The sequence below is a fragment of the Paenibacillus sp. 7541 genome (assembly GCF_002276395.1).
Classification (GTDB): Bacteria; Bacillota; Bacilli; order Paenibacillales; family Paenibacillaceae; genus Paenibacillus_AQ; species Paenibacillus_AQ campinasensis.
Genome location: NZ_NQLZ01000022.1, coordinates 122,270 through 138,178, shown reverse-complemented (window position 1 = coordinate 138,178; position 15,909 = coordinate 122,270). Strand labels below are relative to the sequence as shown.

At 55.0% G+C, this 15,909-nt stretch carries 17 protein-coding genes; all 17 read left to right on the top strand.

Translation table 11 applies throughout. From position 1 onward, the window contains the following. Positions 1–22 precede the first annotated feature (22 nt). The 17 genes from CHH75_RS14210 to CHH75_RS14130 all read left to right on the top strand — a co-directional run bounded on the left by CHH75_RS14210 (position 23) and on the right by CHH75_RS14130 (position 15,907). Positions 23–838, top strand: a complete 816-nt coding sequence (locus CHH75_RS14210) for a TIGR01457 family HAD-type hydrolase (RefSeq protein WP_095263663.1) — start codon at positions 23–25, stop codon at positions 836–838. Between the two features lie 54 nt (positions 839–892). Further along, entirely contained in the window at positions 893–1,711 is an 819-nt protein-coding gene (locus tag CHH75_RS14205) for an Fpg/Nei family DNA glycosylase (protein ID WP_095263664.1), read from the top strand. Continuing rightward, on the top strand, positions 1,701–2,564 hold the full coding sequence (locus CHH75_RS14200; protein ID WP_095263665.1) for a deoxyribonuclease IV: 864 nt from the start codon (positions 1,701–1,703) through the stop codon (positions 2,562–2,564). The genes CHH75_RS14205 and CHH75_RS14200 overlap by 11 nt, the downstream gene beginning before the upstream one ends. A gap of 4 nt (positions 2,565–2,568) precedes the next feature. After that, positions 2,569–2,907 carry a cyclic-phosphate processing receiver domain-containing protein gene (locus tag CHH75_RS14195; RefSeq protein ID WP_095263666.1) on the top strand — a complete coding sequence of 113 codons (339 nt, stop codon included), beginning with the start codon at positions 2,569–2,571 and terminating at the stop codon, positions 2,905–2,907. After that, positions 2,904–3,251 carry a thioredoxin family protein gene (locus CHH75_RS14190; RefSeq protein WP_095263667.1) on the top strand — a complete coding sequence of 116 codons (348 nt, stop codon included), beginning with the start codon at positions 2,904–2,906 and terminating at the stop codon, positions 3,249–3,251. Before CHH75_RS14195 ends, CHH75_RS14190 begins: the two co-directional genes overlap by 4 nt. Next, positions 3,248–4,021 (top strand): ABC transporter ATP-binding protein, encoded by a 774-nt coding sequence (locus tag CHH75_RS14185; RefSeq protein WP_095263668.1) that lies wholly within the window; start codon positions 3,248–3,250, stop codon positions 4,019–4,021. Before CHH75_RS14190 ends, CHH75_RS14185 begins: the two co-directional genes overlap by 4 nt. 5 nt (positions 4,022–4,026) lie before the next feature. Continuing rightward, positions 4,027–5,094, top strand: a complete 1,068-nt coding sequence (locus tag CHH75_RS14180) for an SAM-dependent methyltransferase (protein WP_155617818.1) — start codon at positions 4,027–4,029, stop codon at positions 5,092–5,094. A gap of 161 nt (positions 5,095–5,255) precedes the next feature. Next, positions 5,256–6,731 carry a serine/threonine protein kinase gene (locus CHH75_RS14175; RefSeq protein ID WP_095263670.1) on the top strand — a complete coding sequence of 492 codons (1,476 nt, stop codon included), beginning with the start codon at positions 5,256–5,258 and terminating at the stop codon, positions 6,729–6,731. Between the two features lie 31 nt (positions 6,732–6,762). Beyond that, the gene (locus CHH75_RS14170) at positions 6,763–7,884 is read left to right on the top strand and encodes an SAF domain-containing protein (protein ID WP_095263671.1); all 1,122 of its coding nucleotides are present in this window, start codon (positions 6,763–6,765) and stop codon (positions 7,882–7,884) included. 62 nt (positions 7,885–7,946) lie between these two features. Next, positions 7,947–8,654 carry a hypothetical protein gene (locus CHH75_RS14165; protein ID WP_095398499.1) on the top strand — a complete coding sequence of 236 codons (708 nt, stop codon included), beginning with the start codon at positions 7,947–7,949 and terminating at the stop codon, positions 8,652–8,654. Further along, on the top strand, positions 8,651–9,502 hold the full coding sequence (locus CHH75_RS14160; RefSeq protein ID WP_095398498.1) for a CpaE/TadZ family protein: 852 nt from the start codon (positions 8,651–8,653) through the stop codon (positions 9,500–9,502). The genes CHH75_RS14165 and CHH75_RS14160 overlap by 4 nt, the downstream gene beginning before the upstream one ends. Beyond that, a complete protein-coding gene (locus CHH75_RS14155) occupies positions 9,489–11,363 on the top strand; it encodes an ATPase, T2SS/T4P/T4SS family (RefSeq protein ID WP_095398497.1) in 1,875 nt (624 codons plus the stop codon). Before CHH75_RS14160 ends, CHH75_RS14155 begins: the two co-directional genes overlap by 14 nt. Next, positions 11,360–13,435: a hypothetical protein gene (locus tag CHH75_RS14150; RefSeq protein WP_095398496.1), complete on the top strand. Its 2,076-nt coding sequence runs from the start codon at positions 11,360–11,362 to the stop codon at positions 13,433–13,435. Before CHH75_RS14155 ends, CHH75_RS14150 begins: the two co-directional genes overlap by 4 nt. Positions 13,436–13,487: 52 nt before the next feature. Further along, positions 13,488–13,946, top strand: a complete 459-nt coding sequence (locus CHH75_RS14145; RefSeq protein WP_095263676.1) for an ABC transporter permease — start codon at positions 13,488–13,490, stop codon at positions 13,944–13,946. 27 nt (positions 13,947–13,973) lie between these two features. Continuing rightward, complete coding sequence (locus CHH75_RS14140) at positions 13,974–14,369, top strand: hypothetical protein (RefSeq protein ID WP_095263677.1); 396 nt, start codon at positions 13,974–13,976, stop codon at positions 14,367–14,369. 4 nt (positions 14,370–14,373) lie between these two features. Continuing rightward, positions 14,374–14,928: a hypothetical protein gene (locus CHH75_RS14135; RefSeq protein ID WP_095263678.1), complete on the top strand. Its 555-nt coding sequence runs from the start codon at positions 14,374–14,376 to the stop codon at positions 14,926–14,928. Then, positions 14,915–15,907, top strand: coding sequence for a hypothetical protein (locus CHH75_RS14130; RefSeq protein ID WP_095263679.1), 993 nt, complete (start codon positions 14,915–14,917; stop codon positions 15,905–15,907). Before CHH75_RS14135 ends, CHH75_RS14130 begins: the two co-directional genes overlap by 14 nt. Positions 15,908–15,909: the final 2 nt, after the last annotated feature.

The following is a 15,909-nucleotide window of genomic DNA, read 5'->3' as shown; positions in this document are numbered from 1 at the left end:
TAACTGCAAAGAAGGTGTTCACTTGGAACAGCCCAAAGGCATCTTGATTGATCTTGACGGAACGTTGTACCATGGCAGCATTCGGATTGAAGGAGCGGACAGGCTGATCGGACGCTTGAAGAAGCAGGGGATTCCGTATCTGTTCGTCACGAATAACTCATCCCGCACACCGGAGCAAGTGGCGAATCACTTGCAACAGATGGGCATTCCGGCCAGGCCGGAGGAGGTGTGCACCTCTTCACTGGCGGCCGCCCATTATATCGCCGGAGAGGCGCCGGGAGCCGCCGTCGCCATGATCGGTGAGCAGGGGCTCCGCCATGCGCTTGAATCGGCAGGGCTGATTCTGGTGGAGGACGATCCTCAATATGTTGTACAGGGCATTGATCGATCCTTTGATTATGAGTCGCTGACGCGTTCGATGCGCTGGATTCAGGGCGGGGCGAAGTCCGTCCTGACCAACCCGGATTTGCAGCTGCCTTCCGATACCGGGCTTACGCCGGGGGCAGGCTCGATCGGGGCGGCGATTGAAGCAGCATCAGGCGTACAGCCGATTGTGATCGGCAAACCATCTTCAATCCTGATGAAGTTTGCGACAGACCGGCTGGGACAATCGCCGGAGGAAACGATCGTGCTCGGGGATAATATAAGGACAGACATCGCTGCAGGCGCCCATGCCGGATGCCGGACAGTGCTTGTATTAACCGGGGTGACAACGGAGCACAATATGCAGACGCATATCGAAGCTGCAGGCGTGTCTCCCGACTATGTATGCCGCGATTTAATGGAGGCGGCCGATCTGCTGTGCGGTTCATCGGATGATGAGCCAGCGGGTCTATGAGGCAGAAGCTTCTGTCCATTACATAAGACGCATCGATGAAGGGGTAGATGAATCATGCCGGAAATGCCGGAAATGGAGAACTATAGGAAACTGCTGTCTAACGAAATTATAGATGTCCCGGTGACGGGCGTAACGGTCAACCGGGAGAAATCGGTGAATGTGCCTGTGGAGCAATTTACTGCGGCGTTAAAAGGGGCCAGGGTGATTTATGTGGAGAGAAGGGGCAAATTCCTTGTCTTCCATCTGCATAACGGAGGCAGACTGCTGCTTCACCTGATGCTGGGCGGCTTGCTGTACTATGGGCATGTCGACGAGCCGCGGCCGTCACGATCGACACAGGTCGAAATCACGTTTGGCGAGCATGTGCTCTATTTCATCGGGTTGAGACTTGGGTATCTTCACCTGTTGTCAGCAAGAGAAACAGATGAAGTGCTGAAGGATCTCGGCCCGGAACTGATGGATCGAAGAATGTCCAGGGAGCGGTTTGTGGGCATCCTTCGCAAGCGCCGGGGTTCGCTGAAAAGCACGCTGGTCAACCAGCATGTCATCGCCGGCATCGGCAACTGTTATGCGGATGAAATTGCGTTTGACGCTGGCATTCATCCGGCATCCAAACTTCAGAATTTGTCCGATGAGGAGCTGGGACAACTGTATGACAGCGCCATCCGGGTGCTGACAGAGGCGGCCGATGGCGGCGGGTATATGGAGCTGCCGTTCCGGCAAGGCGATACCTTAACGGGCGCTTATAATGACGAATGCAAGGTGTATGATCGGGAAGGGGAGCCTTGCGTTCGCTGCGGCACACCGATTGTGAAAACAGAGCTGTCCGGACGGAAGCTGTTCTATTGTCCGCAGTGCCAGCATGAAGCGTGACATTCGAATCGGGAGCCATGTCAGCACCCGGGGCGGTTTTCTAGCCGCTGCCCGTCACGCCGCCGACATCGGGGGAAGCTGCTTTCAATATTTCCCGAAGAATCCGCGCAGCCTGCATATCAAGCAGCCGGACATTCGTGATGCTCAGGCGTGTGCTGCCTTTTGCCGGGAGCATGATCTTCAGTCGATTGCCCATACGCCGTATCCGAGCAATATGGCAGTCGGCCAATCACGGGGAGATGAGCATTATCGGCTGACCGTCCAGTCTCTCGTTAATGATCTCGTTATTGCTGAAGCTTGCGGGTCGCTTGGCATCGTGGTTCATTTTGGACATTTGAAAAGCGAGGATGTGCTGGCGGGGTATCAGAATGTGATACGGTGCCTGAACGACGTTCTGGCAGGCTGGAGGGGCAGTGCCAAGCTGCTGATCGAGAATCAGGCCGGGGATCATGGCAGCATGGGAATGACGCTGGAGGAATGCGTGAAGGTAAGGCAGCTGGCCGAGCACCCGGAGCACATCGGTTTCTGTCTGGACACTTGTCATCTGTATGCAGCCGGTGGCTGGAATCCGGCACGCACCGATGAGCTGCTTGCGAAAGGGCAGGAGCTGGGATACTGGGATCATCTCGTGGCGGTGCATCTGAACGATTCCAAATATGGGGCCGGTTCGAGAAAAGATCGACATGCCCGCGTCGGTCAAGGTATGATTGGCGAGGAAGGGCTTAGAAGCCTGGTTCTGTCAGCCGAATTGGCGGGGAAGATGTTCGTGCTGGAAAGTGAAAAGGGAGAGGACGGGACACACCGGGAGGATATTGCCGAAGTGCTGTCCTGGTCCGATAGCAAGGGAGAGTAAATCGATGATTCATCTATATCTGGATGATTGGCGCGCTTGCCCGAAAGGTTTCGCGCTAGCCCGAAACGGGGAAGAGTGTCTGATGATGCTTCGCGAATGTGAGGTTGACATATTATCGCTTGATTACGAGCTCGGTTATGGTCAGATGAATGGCGGGGATGTTGTTGCGGCCATCGTTGCTGAGCGGCTGCAGGCTAAAGAAATTTATCTTCACACCTCCAGCCCGTCAGGGAGAAGAAAAATGTACGAAATGCTGTATGCGCATATGCCGGAAGGCGTCAAGGTCCATAACGGGCCTATGCCGGAGGAAGTGCTGCATCAGGTGGCTGCAGGAAATCGATGATTGCGGTCACGGAAAGGGAGCTGCTTGAGCGGATCGAATGGCAGGAGCGGCTGGCCGGACGGGATTCGGAGGCGGCTTCGCCGTTGATCGTGTTCCTGTATACGCCGCTGTGCGGCACATGCAGCGCTGCCCGCCGAATGCTGGAGGTGGTGGAGCAGCTGTTGCCGGATACGGCGGTGCTGGAGGCGGATGTCAATTTTATGCCGAATGTGGTGGACAAGTACAGAGTCCGCAGCGTCCCCGGGCTGATGGCCGTATCGGGGCGGCTGGAGCAGCCGCAATTTCTGTATCGGATGGGATCGGTGCAGGATATTCTATCTTTTATCAAAGGGGCGATGGCATGATCTCGATGCAGCATATTTCGCTGATACGCGAGCAGCGGCGCATTTTGGACGATATCTCGCTTGACATGTCCGCCGGTGAAAACTGGGTCATACTCGGCCGCAACGGGTCGGGGAAGACAACGCTGCTGGAGATGATGACAGGCTACATGTTTCCAAGCTCCGGCCTAGTGGAAGTGCTAGGTCAACGATACGGGCAATGCGATATCCGGGAAGTTCGAAAGAGCATCGGCTATATCAGCCAATCCATGGTAGAACGATTGTCGCTTATTGATCCGGTGTGGGAGGTTGTAGCTACAGGCGCTTTCGCTTTTCTGCGCTTTTACCAGGCGATTCCGGAGGATGTCCGCGACCGGGCGCTGAGCCTGCTGGCCGAGATGAAGCTGGATTACCTGGCTGAGCAGCCGCTCGGAACGGTGTCGCAGGGGGAGCGGAAGAAGGTGCTGCTTGCCCGCGCCCTGATGGGCGATCCGAAGCTGCTCATTATGGATGAGCCATGTGCCGGGCTGGATCTGTATGAGCGGGAGAAGATGCTGGCCGAAGTTGATCGGCTGAAGCGGCGGAATGTAATGGTTGTGTATGTCACGCATCATATCGAGGAGATTGTGCCGCTGTTTTCCCACGTCGCGCTTGTCCGGGAGGGGCGGCTGGTCGCTGCCGGACGGAAAGAAGATGTGCTTACACCCGAACTTATCAAGCAGACTTATCATATTGATGTTGAACTGAAATGGGATGACGATCGTCCCTGGATCAGAGTATTGGCAGGAGGATAATCCCATTGGATATTGCGATAATAGCGAAAGAAGAAGAGCTCCGGGAGGAGCTTCATACGAAATTGGTCTGCACCGCGAATCACGGATTTGCCCCTTACGCTCAGGAAGAGCTGCGGCGGCTGTTCGGCAGTGTGAAAAGCACGATGCTCATCCCAGGTGAGGTGTTTGTGGCGACATTGCAGACCGGACCTGAAGAGGCGGTGGAAGCGATCCGCTTGCAGCCTCCGATTTTTCTGCGTCATCTATTCCCTGTACAGATGGAAATGGCTGGGGCTGACGCAGAAGCGGCGATCCGCGAGGCTGCCGGATGGCTCGCTCAACAGGAGGCAGTCAAAGAAGCCAGATCGGCTGCTATTCATGTTCGAAAAACAGACAACAGCTCCTGGGCTCACAGCCCTGGAGAGCTTCGCGAGCAGTTGCAGCAGCATCTCGCGCCGTTAGAGCTGGAGTTCACCGTGCAGCAGCCGGAGTGGATCATATCGCTGTTCGCCACGGATGACATCTGGTATGCAGGGGTGTCCAAAGCGGAGGACAATCTGTCCGACTGGAACGGCGGTGCGATTCGGTTCCAGCGGGAGGAGGGGCAAATCTCCCGGGCCAAGTTCAAACTGCTGGAAGCAGAGCAGCAGTTCTCTATTCCGTTTGCCTCTTATCGCAGAGCGCTCGATATCGGTGCGGCTCCCGGCGGCTGGACTTCCTTTTTGCTGGAGCGGGGGGTTGAGGTGACGGCGGTGGATCCGGCCAAGATGCACCCGTCGCTGTCGGGCCATTCCGGACTTCGGGTCATACGCAAAAATGCGGCAGAGGTGTCCTTCCGCGAGTCGGAGTTCGATCTGCTGGTGTGTGATATGAGCTGGAGCCCCAAGCAGATGGTCAAGCTGGTGACAGGGCTGCTCTACAGCCTGCAAATCGGGGGGACGGCGGTCATTACCGTCAAGCTGCTCACCAAAAAGCCGATGGCGCTGATCAAGGAGATCATCGCGCAGTTTGAAGAGGCCCGAATGCAGGTTCAGGGTGCAAAGCAACTGTTCCACAACCGGGACGAGATTACGCTATATATGATTAAGTATTAAAAAATGCTTTACAACAGAGCACATCTTGTTCTATAATGATTCCAAAATTAACCAACGATAACAAAGGGAAAGCATCCCGTCAATCACTGTGTCGTACAGTGAGGCGGAAGGCTTTCCCTTTTTTTGTCGTGGCAAGAAGACATAAGGAGCGTAGAAGCAGGATGAATCACCCTTCCAAAATGGAATACGGGGACGTGCTCGGAGGACGGTATGTGATCGAGCGGAAAATTGGCGAAGGCGGCATGAGCTGTGTGTATCTGGCCGGCGACCTGAAGCTGCCGGGTCAGAAATGGGCGGTGAAGGAAAGCGTATCGGAGCTGGGCATGCACCGGACGGTGGAGGATGAAGCGAGTCTGCTGATCAAGCTGAGCCACCCCCGTCTTCCGCGCATTGTTGATTTTTTCAAGCCGGATCCGGATGGATACACCTATCTGGTGATGGACTACATCGAAGGGATGACCCTTGAGAGGTATTTCAGGACATCACGCTCCAAGATCGGCGCTGATTTTATTGTCAGGCTGGCCGATCAGCTGCTGGAGGTGCTCGGTTATCTGCATGAGCATGACCCGCAGGTCATCTTCAGGGATTTGAAGCCTTCGAACATTATGCTCACCGAGCAATTGGAGGTCAGGCTGATCGATTTTGGCATCGCCCGCAGTTTCAAGCAGGAGTCGGGCGAGGACACCGTCAAGCTGGGCACGGTCGGTTTCGCCGCGCCGGAACAGTATGGGGGCAGGCAGAGCGATGCCAGGTCCGATCTGTATGGTCTCGGGGCGCTGCTCTTGTATTTATGCACAGGAGGGAACTTCACCGAATGGATTCCCGGTGTGGAGCGTCATATTCGCGGCGATTTGCCGCGAGGGCTGGTCCCGATCATCCGCAAGCTGCTCCAGTATGCGCCGGAGGATCGATACCCGTCGGCGAAGGAAGCCAGACAGGCGGTTGACAAGGCGGCCAGGCCGGCACTTCCGGCCCCGTCTGCAAGTCGGTCGATGATGGCTGGAACGCTCGTAGCTGCTGCCCTAGGGGCATCCGCCGGTGTGGGAACCACGCACAGCTGCATCGCCCTGGCCTACTTCCTGGCCAAGCATTACCGAAGGGTGGCTGTTGCGGAGATGGGTTCGCAGTCCTCTGCGTTCAGCCGGATTCAGGAAATTGCAGAAGGGGGCCGGGCTTCGGCTGGGAGCGGCCGCAAATTTGAGATCGACGGCATTCACTTCTGGCGTCAGACCGGGCGGGCGGAAGTGATCTCGCTGCTCGGCGGAAGCTACGATGCAGTTGTGCTGGATCTGGGCGTATATCGCAACAGCGAGCGGCTGGAGGAGTTTCTGAGGGCGGATGTGCCGCTGATCGTCGGTTCGGGCGCGGAATGGCGCCAGCACGAGCTGCTGGCCTTGTCCCGGCTGCTGGCTGATCATCATCAGCCGCACCGGCTGTATGCCCTCCCGCTAGCGGGGCCGGATGCGCTGGAGCGGGTGCGTAAGCTGCTGGATACCGATAAGGTGTATACGTTGCCGCTTCAGCTTGACCCTTTTGAGCTGACCTCGCCAAGCGAGCAGGCGTTCCGGCACATGTTCCGGCATATCATTGCCGAGCCGGAGCCGCGCAAGCGAAGATTCAGATTCTTGAGACAATGAATTTAATGATCAGAAAGGAGATGATGTTGATATGCCGATAATCAAGAGCCGCAGCCGGAAGCTGATGTATGCCGGACTTGCAGGCGCAGGCATCGTTGGGCTGATCTGCTCTGGGGTGATCCTCTATATTCATCTGGGGCATAAGGAGCAGCTGAGCATGCAGCAGCAGCGGTATGATGAGCGGATTGCCCAAGTTGAAGAGGAGCGGATTCGTGAATTGAAAGCGATGAAATCGGCCTGGGTTCCGATCCGGGACATCCCTTCGGGCAGTTTCATTCGGGAACAGGACATCAAGGAGGTGAAGCTGCCGGCGGAAGCCGCGCCGGATCATCTGCCCGGGAAAGACCAGATCGCCGGTATGGGAACCAAGATCGAGGTCCGCAAAGGAACGCTGATCACGCAGGCGATGCTGTTCGAGGAAGAACCAACCCCCGCCGATCTCCGGCATCGGGAGATGAAATCGGTATGGCTGCCTAGCAATCTGCGCAAGGACGATGTCGTGGATATTCGTGTGCAGTTCCCGACAGGACAGGACTACATCATCTTATCCAAGAAGAAGATTGACAGGCTGGAAAGTCCGGCATTCTGGACCACGCTGGATGAGAAGGAGATTCTGTTGCTCTCAAGCGCGATCGTGGATGCTTATCTGCATGAGGCGACGCTGTATGCGCTCACCTACGTAGAGCCCGAGCTTCAGGACAAGGCGGTTCCGACTTATCCGCCGAATGAAGAAGTGGCTAAACTCATCGCTCGCGACCCGAACATCGTGAACAAGGCGGAGAAGCACCTGGAGATTACCCTGCGCAGCACGCTGGAGGAGGATTTGGGGAAACGGAGGGCTGGTGGTCAGGTGCATGTATCCGAATATCAGGCAAGTCCGACGTTTGGAGCGAGTGCGTTCGGAGCGAGTACTTCAGGCAATGCAAGCGGGTCTGAATCCTATACAAGCGCTCCGTACACAGTTGAAGCTCCGAGCTCCGTATCAACGAGCGGCACCGTTCTGGAGCCGGAAATGATCATGAGCAGCTCGGCTCGGCAGGACCAAAGCTCCGAGGCTGACCAAATTCTTGGTCCAAGCAGCAGTGATAAGCGGCTGATGGAAGGCGAGGATACGGAGACTGCGAATGCAGAGCTCATCTTCACGCAGCCGTGATAGGGAAACGGACAGGTGCCAGTAAATAACCTGAATTACGGACAAAAAAGGAGGCGTATAGCTTGAGAACCTGGATCTTTGCAGGCATGTGCGACAAGAGCGATCTGCTGATGTACCTGTGCAAAATATTGGCGAACGGGGGCAGCAAAGTGCTGCTTGCAGATGCCGCCCATCATGCTAAATACACGCATTATATCTCAAGAGTGGATGCTTCGCTTGATCTGGCGGAGTTTGGCGGCTTCGATATCGCGACCCGCTTTGCGAATTACGATTCGCTGCTGGAATACATTGAGAAGCAGGAAGGCGCCAGCTACGACTATATGATTCTCGATGTGGAGCAGCCCGAATATCTAAGGCCGGAACACTGGCATGGTGCGGACGCGCGGATATGGGTGAGCGGTTTCGAGCTTATGGGGCTCATTCAAGGCGCGGAATGGCTGAAGCGTATCGCAGAGGAAGCTTTCGGAGATTCCCCGCCTTCATTTCATCGCATTTATATGAATGTCATTGAGGATCTGACGGATGATTCCTATATCGAAAGCTATCTGGATCACAGCGGAGTTCACTGGCTGGACGAGCCGATCCGGATGCCGTGGGATGAGCTGGCCTATGCGCTCAAGGTGGAGAATGAACATGCTGGCCGCCTTCGGTTAAAGCCGCTGTCCAGACACTATAAACGCTCCTTGATGGAGCTTATTCGCCGGCTGACAGAGCTGGAGAGCCGTCACATCCGTCGAGCGCTCCGATTGGCGGAAAGGAGACACGCATGAGGCTGATTGCAGTTTGGAGTCCGCTGCCAAGCGGCAGCGGCGCCACCGTGCTGGCATCTGCACTTCCGGTTGTGCTGGCAATGGAATACAGGGTAAGAACGCTGCTGACCCATGGCGGAAACGCCGGGGAGCGCATCGAGCAGGCTTTCACTTTCAGGCATGAATCACTCGATACGATGGCGGCATTCCAGGATCATGGCATGGATGCACTGGCGAGAATGGCCGGGAGCGGAAGATTGCTGCCGGAGACGATCAGGGATTACACGATACCGGTCCTTTCGGAAAGGCTCGACCTGTTGACAGGCAGCCGGGATGCCAGACATGCCTTGGATGATGTGGCATATGGGAAGTTCGCGGGTCAGGTGCTCGATACAGCGAAGCGAAGCTATGACGTCATCGTTGCCGATGCAGGCAACGGGCGTCCGCAAGGAGCGGACATGGAGCTGATCCGGACTGCAGATCTGGTCGTCGTCGCCTTGAATCAGAATCTCCGTTCTTTGGAGGATGTGTGGGAGCGAAGCAGCATGCCGGACATGCTGATGGACAAAAACTGTGTTTACGCGCTGGGCAGATACGATCCGGAGATCAGCTGCACGTTGAAAAACATCAAGCGACGTTTCCGGCTAAAGTCCGAAATGTACGGCATTCCTTACTGCTCATCTCTGGCGGATGCCTGGAATATGCGCTCCGTCATGGCCTATGTCCAGCGCAGCCGCGGCGGGCTGAACCGCAGCCGGGAGAACGCCGCCTACCGGGCATTGCGCCAGATGGCCGATTTGGCGGCCGAGCGGCTCGGTCTTCCGAGCGGTGGTAGTGTGAAAGCGAGGGGCGCGTATGTTTACGGGTAGCTTCATGAACAGCGCTTGGATCCTTATTATCGTACTGCTGGCCTTTCTCCTTGGCTATCTTCGCTATATCGATTCGAGAAGGCCCAAGTATGACCAGCCGCCTGCAGCTGATCCCTATTCCTTGTCTTCGATGACGGAGTATATGAAGGAGACGCTACATCAGCTGACCCACAGCCAGCTTTCCGATTTGGGCCTGCATGAAGAGGAGTACCGGCGAAGGCTGAACAAACGAAGCGAACTGAGACGCGCCTTGAAGGGCTGTGTATCTGGGGATGTGCTGGACAAGAATTATGTGAAGGATTTTATGAAGGGGCTTCTCGTAAACGATCTGGGCTTGAATGAAGGCAATATCGAGTCGGCCATCCCGTTTGAGCAGCCGCAAGCGTTAACAGCTCAGGATAAATTTGAAATTTTGCTGTATTCGTACAAGCAGAAATACGGGCAGGACGCATTGTCAGCCATGATAGATACCTATGATCTTGCACAGCCGCGGGTGCTGCCGCGTTACGGTCAGGGGGCTGTCTATGCGGTTACGGCCGAGGATATTGAGCACATGTTTGATTCGGAGTGGAGACCGCTTGCGTTTCAGGAGAAGCTCGATATTGTCGTGCAGCGAATATATCAGCAGTATAAAGGCTTCTCCGTCGTTGACGAGATCCGGGATCAGCGGATTGACGGAGTTAGCGGCGGCGTCAGCGGCGTGCTTGATGATGCGGGTCGCCCCGCCCCCGGGCCTGATTGGCTTCTGCCGGAGTCGTCGTCCGACAGCCGGCCCGCTTCGGGATGTGAAAGTGTCTGGATTTTTTACAAAGGGATATCGCTTCATCTGGAATTCCTCTCGTTCGGTAGCCTGCTGGAGCTGAAGCGGGTGTGCCAGAACATCTATAAATACAATCATCCCGGACAGTTGTCGGAGGCGAGCGGCTACAAGGTGAATGAGATGAAGGACGGTTCGCGGGTCGTGGTGGTCAGGCCGCCGTTTGCGGAGTCATGGGCATTCTTTGTCCGCAAATTCGACCTCCCGAATGCAAGCTTGAATCAGCTGATCACCGGAAGCGGGGCAGACCTTGTCATTAAACTGCTCAAATATTTGATGAGAGGCAGCCGGATTACCGCTATTACCGGCGCGCAAGGCTCGGGCAAGACAACGCTTCTGATGGCGATGGTGGAGTACATTTACGCATCCTATACGCTCAGGGTGCAGGAGATGGCGTTTGAGCTGCATTTGCGGAAAATATACAGCCGCAGAAACATTCTCAGCTTTCGCGAGACGGAGTTTATTAGCGGTCAGGCCGGCCTTGATTTGCAGAAGAAAACGGACGGCACGGTGAACATTCTGGGCGAGGTTGCCAGCGACGAAGTGGCATCCTGGATGATTCAGATGTCGCAGGTGGCCAGCTTGTTCACGGTATTCACTCACCATGCCAAAACATTCAAGGACTTGATTCAATCCCTTCGCAATTCCTTGCTCAAGAGCGGCATGTTTCGCCAGGAGTTTATTGCCGAGCAGCAGGTGGTCAGTGTCATTAATTTTGATATTCATTTGAAGCGCGACGCCTATGGCAATCGATTCATTGAACGGATAACCGAGTGTATTCCTTGTGATGATCATCGGATCACCGGGGAAGCGAGTTTGCCAGACGCAGCGGATGAGAATGGATCAGGTCCATGGCCTGATCGTGACGCGGCAGAGAGACATTCCTTCATCTCGCGCAATGTAGTGGAATACCGGGATGGCGCCTATGTGACGGTGCACCGGTTGTCGGAGCGGAGCATTGCGGAGATGAGCGAGCAGATGCAGCCGGAGGACGCGCTGGAATTCCAGGCGTTTCTGGCATCAGGGTGGGGGACAGCCGGATGACAACCCGACAGATTCTCTTTGGTGTGCTGCTGTTCTCCCTGCTTGCCTGCGCGCTGATCTATGCAGTCCATCTGTGGCTGACCCGGCGAAGCCGGGGCGTGTATGTTCCGCTTCAGGACATTAGCCGGGGAGAAGGGAGGTCAGTCCGGAATTTATACAGGCAATGGCTGCAGCTGGCCTATCGTTTCTGCCTGCATGTCCCGCTTGTCAAAGGGTATGTTATGCGCCTTAGACAGCGGATATCCGTTGTACACCCGTACGATGAAATATCGCTTCGTCTGGAGACGATGAAGCTGGCAGCGGTCATTACCGGAACTATGGGGATCACCGCGCTTCTGTTGATCTGGAGCAATCCAACCATCGGGTTCATAGTGCTGATTATGCTGGCCTGCATCGTCATTCATGATCTGCTGATTGAGATGTATGTCAATCGGCTGGAACGAAAACTGCTGATCCAGTCGGTGGAACTGTTCTCTCAGGTTAGACATCACTATCAGCAGCACGGGATGGTGGACGAGGCGATCTATGAGGGGGCGGAATCCGCCGGTCCGGAAATTGCGCTTCATACCCACCGCATCTATCATGCGCTTGTCTCCAAGGACCCGGAGGAGGAACTGGAGAAGTATTACGAATCGGCGCCGAACCGCTATTTGAAGGCATTTGCCGGCATATCAAGGCTGGTGATGGAATTCGGGGATTACGCGCGAAAGAAAAGCTCCATTTATCTTCTTGGTTTGAGCGGCCTCACCAGAGAAATTCAGCTGGAGATATTGCGCAGGGACAAGCTGGATTATTTGCTCAAGGGCTTGAATGTCATTGCGCTTGCCCCGGTCTTTTTTGCCAAGCCGATTGAACGGTGGGCGAGAGGGAATTTCCCGGCGATGGATCAGTTTTATACGAGCAAGCTCGGCTTCATTACGAAAATATCCATCTATGTCATCATTGTCGTGGCTTACGTCCTGCTTCAAAAATTGCAGCAGCATCGGGAGACCGATTATCGGGCGGGCCTCGACAAACCGTCATGGGAGGAGCGGTTGTGCCGGATTCCGATGGTGCGCAATTTGGCGCTGATTATGGCTCCCCGGCAGGGTACGCCGGCATTTGCCAGACTGCTCCGCTTGCTGAGGGAGAGCAATACGCGTTTGAAACTGGAATGGTTTGTCGTCCGGCGATTGACGCTGTTTACGCTGGCATTTGCCCTTTCGCTATCGACCGCGGTGTTCCTCCATGTCCAGGCCAGACATCAGCTGCTCTACGCGCCGGTACCTGAGCAGCAGTCCCTCTTCGGTCAGATGAATGAAGTCCAGCTTCAAGCTGCCAAGCGGCGGGCGGAACAGGATCGGCAGTGGATGGAGCAGCTGGGGATGTCGCCTGCTGTGGATCAAGGACAAGCGGAGAAGCTGATTGAAGAGAACGGTGCTCAGGGGATGACCCAAGAGCAGATTAAGGCTGCTGCCGACCGCGTCCTTGAGAAGCTGCGGCAGTTTGACGGGGAGTATCTGAGATGGTGGGAGCTCGTGCTGGCGATCGCTGCCGGTCTCATCGCCTATGCATTCCCGTTGTGGATGCTGTATTTTCACCGAAAGGTACGGAACATGGAGATGCGGCATGAAGTGTATCAGTTCATGACGGTGATCTCTATCCTAAGGGGCATGGAACGTATATCGGTGGAGGGGATTCTCGAATGGTTGAACCGTTTCGCCGTCATCTTCAAGGTGCCGATCCAGAAGTGCCTGCTGCATTATGAACACGGTGCGCAGCTGGCCTTGACGGAGCTTAAGGAGGATGTCTGGTTCCCGGACTTCCAGAGGCTGGTGGACAAGCTGCTGCTGGCGGTGGACAAAGTGCCGATCCGGGAAGTGTTCGATGAGGATCTGGATGGCGAGATGGCGTTCAGCTTTGAGCAGCGAAGGCAGGAATATGAAGCGTTGATCGACACGAAGGCCGGGTGGGGTCGGATGATCGGGTTCGCCCCGATGTATGCATTGATTTTTCTGTACCTCGTGATCCCGCTCATCGGCATGAGTTTTACGCAAATGAGCATTTATTACGAGCAGATTCAGCGATTATAAATAAGATCATTTCCCCATATAACCAAATGAATTGTATAGGAGGCATTTATCCATGAATAACGCATCTTCCGCATTAAAGGTGGCAGCAGGTATTTTTCTGACGATTGCATTGATTACGATTGTTGTTATTTTGTTTATTTCGGCACAGGAAGCGACCAAGACGGCACAAAACAATTTCTCGGACATTCAAACCGAGCTTTCCCAGGCTGCATTCACGGTGTATGACGGAACAACCATCAGCGGTTCCCAGGTAACCAATGCGCTTAGGAAGTACAAAGACAAGGACCAGTTTGGCATCTACATCCGCACAGGCAAAAACCCGAACGGACAATGGTATGGCAACGTGCTGAATGACCGCGGCGGCGTCAACAATCCGGATTCCAGACAGGGTGATATTACGATGACGATGAACGAGAAGAGTCCGGAATATGTCAATCCGAGCGGGAAATTCAAGGCGACGATTGTGAAGGATGATTCGAACGTGATCCGCGGCATCATCTTTGTTCAGTAGAACCGTTGATCGTAAAGGAGTATGTCCATGCGTGAACAAACGATAAGCATGATCGGGTTCGCGGTTTCGGCGATGCTGTTCCTGTCGGCCTGCTGGTTCTCACTCGAAATTCAGTCGGGTATCCGCTCGGGTGTAGAGAAAGGTCTGGCCTTGACCGAGGATCAGCATTCGGGAGTCATCACCGTGCCCGGAGCGGAGCGCGGCAGAGCGATGATCTACGGAGGAAGCGAAGTATTGTTCACGCTTCGGGATGTGGAGAAAGGGCACTTCGATATCGAGGTTGGGAGCGTCCGGTTTCCAGCCGGAAGCAACCCGGAAACTGCGGACGTCTCGATCATCGATATGGCTGCCGAGTACAGTGCGGCCTACAGGCTGGGAGCAGATGGTCTTATCGAGAGTATTCGTTTCGAAAAAGTGAGGTAAAGGCATGTCCAATAGCGTATCGAAACTGTTCGCCGCTTTTTTGGCGCTGCTTCTGATGTATGTGGTGCCCTCGGCAGAGCTGGCCAGGCGACAGGATGATTTGTCCCGAATGGTGGTGTATCAGTCGACAACCAAATTTGTGGACAGCGTCCGCACGAAGGGGTATATTACGCCGACGATGTACAATGACTTTCTAAGGGAGCTTGAAGCCACGGGGAATGTATATGACATCGAGATGGAGCATCAGCACAAGAAGTATCATCCGGTGTATGATGATCCAGCCAATCCGGGCTCGTTCCGGAACAGCTATATGGTGGTGTATGATCATTACTATCATGCTGACCTGATCCGTTATCTGTTTCCCGAATCCACCGCGCCGCTGGATGACAGCAGCAGGGTGTACCATCTGACGGCGGGCGATATGTTTCAAATCCAGGTCCGCAGCATCAATCGCACGCCGGGCAAAATTTTTATGGACGCTCTGACAGGCTCCTATTCCGGTGACAAGGCAGCGATCGTTTTTCCATATGGGGGGCTGGTGCTCAATGAAGATTACTGATCTGGCCATTGCGTTTACAGCGATTTTTTTCCCTGTGTTTCTCATTCTTGGCATGCGATCAGACAGTCTGGAGCAGGTTCGGTACGTGGAGATGACGTATACCTCGGCACTCAGAACCGCTGTCCAGGATGGGGCGGCGGTGCTGAATGTGAACGAGGCGCAGCAGTATGAGGCTGCCTATGCTTCGCTTAAATACACGAGAGTTGATAAAGAACAGGCGCTGGAGGCATTCTCTCGAACGCTGTATCACAATATGGGCATCGGGGAGGATCCCGTGGCCCAGGAAGCATTGTGGTGGTACATTCCGGCAGTAGCGGTTATCGATTATGACGGGTATTATGTCTATGCGCTTCAGGATTACGAGGGCCCCGGCGGGGAATCGCTGCTTCAGCATCAATGGACACCGAAAATCCCGTTTGCCTGGACGGATGGCGAGGGAAGCAGCGTTCATTTTTCGCTGGACGAATATGTAGAGGTGTACGAGTCCGGCTCGGGAAGATGGCTTTCGGGTTTCAGGTCAGAGCTTGCACACGATACATCTGTTACGCTGCTCGGTGATAAGGATAGGTTTGATCAGGTGCGGAGAAGGGCGATTGTAAATGCCGTGCAGGAAGACCTTGCGTACTATATTAGCCGCCATAATGAGCTGGCGCTGCGAAACGGCGTTTCGTACCGGTTTGCGCTGCCTGTCATACCGCAGGAAGAGTGGATGAATACGGTGGATGATGTGGGGATGATGGCTTTCATCCAAGGGCTGCCGATAGGAGAACAGCACTACAATAACTATGCATTGGGTGGCGGAAGGCTGGTGAAGTCGCCTGTCTATGTCGGCGGCGTTGATCCGGTCAGCGGGCTGAAATATTACTATCGCAGCTTTTGTCCATATACGTTCGAAGCGATGGAGGTGTTCCCGGGACCGAAAGCGGCAGCTGCCGCAGGCTACATGGAAAGAAGCTGTTCGAATCCCGGGGTGATATAACT

What these genes read in the sequence shown, in the direction of transcription:
- CHH75_RS14160 (WP_095398498.1), top strand. Translation starts at nt 8,651, where the DNA reads ATGAGGCTGATTGCAGTTTGGAGTCCGCTGCCAAGCGGCAGCGGCGCC.
- CHH75_RS14175 (WP_095263670.1), top strand. Translation starts at nt 5,256, where the DNA reads ATGAATCACCCTTCCAAAATGGAATACGGGGACGTGCTCGGAGGACGG.
- CHH75_RS14150 (WP_095398496.1), top strand. Translation starts at nt 11,360, where the DNA reads ATGACAACCCGACAGATTCTCTTTGGTGTGCTGCTGTTCTCCCTGCTT.
- CHH75_RS14205 (WP_095263664.1), top strand. Translation starts at nt 893, where the DNA reads ATGCCGGAAATGCCGGAAATGGAGAACTATAGGAAACTGCTGTCTAAC.
- CHH75_RS14155 (WP_095398497.1), top strand. Translation starts at nt 9,489, where the DNA reads ATGTTTACGGGTAGCTTCATGAACAGCGCTTGGATCCTTATTATCGTA.
- CHH75_RS14170 (WP_095263671.1), top strand. Translation starts at nt 6,763, where the DNA reads ATGCCGATAATCAAGAGCCGCAGCCGGAAGCTGATGTATGCCGGACTT.
- CHH75_RS14145 (WP_095263676.1), top strand. Translation starts at nt 13,488, where the DNA reads ATGAATAACGCATCTTCCGCATTAAAGGTGGCAGCAGGTATTTTTCTG.
- CHH75_RS14185 (WP_095263668.1), top strand. Translation starts at nt 3,248, where the DNA reads ATGATCTCGATGCAGCATATTTCGCTGATACGCGAGCAGCGGCGCATT.
- CHH75_RS14130 (WP_095263679.1), top strand. Translation starts at nt 14,915, where the DNA reads ATGAAGATTACTGATCTGGCCATTGCGTTTACAGCGATTTTTTTCCCT.
- CHH75_RS14135 (WP_095263678.1), top strand. Translation starts at nt 14,374, where the DNA reads ATGTCCAATAGCGTATCGAAACTGTTCGCCGCTTTTTTGGCGCTGCTT.
- CHH75_RS14195 (WP_095263666.1), top strand. Translation starts at nt 2,569, where the DNA reads ATGATTCATCTATATCTGGATGATTGGCGCGCTTGCCCGAAAGGTTTC.
- CHH75_RS14190 (WP_095263667.1), top strand. Translation starts at nt 2,904, where the DNA reads ATGATTGCGGTCACGGAAAGGGAGCTGCTTGAGCGGATCGAATGGCAG.
- CHH75_RS14200 (WP_095263665.1), top strand. Translation starts at nt 1,701, where the DNA reads ATGAAGCGTGACATTCGAATCGGGAGCCATGTCAGCACCCGGGGCGGT.
- CHH75_RS14140 (WP_095263677.1), top strand. Translation starts at nt 13,974, where the DNA reads ATGCGTGAACAAACGATAAGCATGATCGGGTTCGCGGTTTCGGCGATG.